Raw genomic sequence first — 1,344 nt, 5'->3', positions numbered from 1 at the left:
ATGTAACCAATAGTCCAGGGGCCGAGCCCTTTGCCCCATTGACAGGCTTCCATGAGTACCCAGCTATACTCGACGCTTGACTCCAGCCTTCAAATGTGGGCTGGATTCCTAAGACATAGAGGTATAGGGCCGACGTACTCCCTTCCAAGCTGAGAAGAGGCAGTATTTCTCTCAGCTCGGTCACCGAACGTACCGCGACGACATATTCGTCATACCACGGCCCGGGCTCCAAGTCTGGCCACCTAGGTGTCGCTGGATCCTGTACTTCCCGCCGAATCCAATCCGAGGCAGTGAAAGCCAGTCCAAGAGTCCGAAGAACTTCCGGCATTTCCATCTCGCCCATCCCAACGAAAGCCTTCATCAAAGGGCCACTTCCGGTCTTGCGAATGATGGTCACTTTGTACGGCCCCGGGTGAAGCACTTGACGCTGGCAATCATTCTCCGTCTTAGAGTCTGAAACAGCCGCAAGATACGCTCGGTCTCGCTTGGGTCTCCTTTACCGGCGGCCAATTTAATTTGTGATTTGAGGCTGCGGATCTCGCGTTCCAGGGCCTGAATCCTGCTGCGCTGAGACTCCTTGAATACCTCGGTCTTGGCATCATAAACGACAAATTCCAGTATGTGCCGATCAGCAGGCCCCTTACGAAAGAATACCTTTGGGGCGTCCAGCCCGTGAGCGTAGAGACCGAGAGATGCGCCGTCAATCCATCGTTCGCGGCCATTGATGCGCGCTACCTTTGTGGCATTTTGCTGACCGTTAAGTACTAAATAGTCTCGATCCCAAATCTCAACGGGGCGGCTATGTCCCTCAACGAGTGCCCGTACTACCGAGACGAACGGAAGCTGAACGACAGAAAGTAGCGCCTCCAACGAGTACCTCGTCAGGCGCCAGCCGGCCGGTAGAACAACGACGAACCGAGCCGCGGGAACCTCCTGTAGATCCCTAGTCGCCACGGCGAACCGCTTGTCTTCCCGAAGCCAATCGCTAAGAGGCTCAACGGCTTCAGCGGGGGCACCCGAAATCGACACTGCGTAGTTCTGAAAGGTAGACCCGAGGACATCCCCAGCAGTCGCGAATATCTCTGTCACCGGCCGATCGCCGCACGGTATGAGTATGGCCAGCCGGGGATCCGACTGCCATGGGCCAAAGTCAGGATGGATATCTTTGAGCCTATGAATGTTCACGCCAAAACCCCCGCGTGTCCACTAGGTGCTTTGACTCGAGCCTTTCGCGCGGGATTTCTCTGAACAGATCATGATCGACGAGCAGCGCCACGACAGCCGACTGATTAATCGCGTCGTCTGTTTCCACAAGAGACACATTCCGCAACGAGGACAATTCAT

At 55.6% G+C, this 1,344-nt stretch carries 1 protein-coding gene; it reads right to left on the bottom strand.

Annotation, left to right across the window (positions count from 1 at the left end; translation table 11 throughout):
• Positions 1–393: 393 nt before the first annotated feature.
• The gene (locus AB4Y86_RS19005; protein ID WP_441403681.1) at positions 394–870 is read right to left on the bottom strand and encodes a hypothetical protein; all 477 of its coding nucleotides are present in this window, start codon (positions 868–870) and stop codon (positions 394–396) included.
• Positions 871–1,344: the final 474 nt, after the last annotated feature.

Origin of the sequence: Arthrobacter sp. 2YAF22_2 (assembly GCF_052114645.1) — a bacterium.
GTDB lineage: Bacteria > Actinomycetota > Actinomycetes > Actinomycetales > Micrococcaceae > Arthrobacter.
Note: the sequence above shows the minus strand (reverse complement) of the source record. Positions and strands in the feature narration are given on the sequence as shown.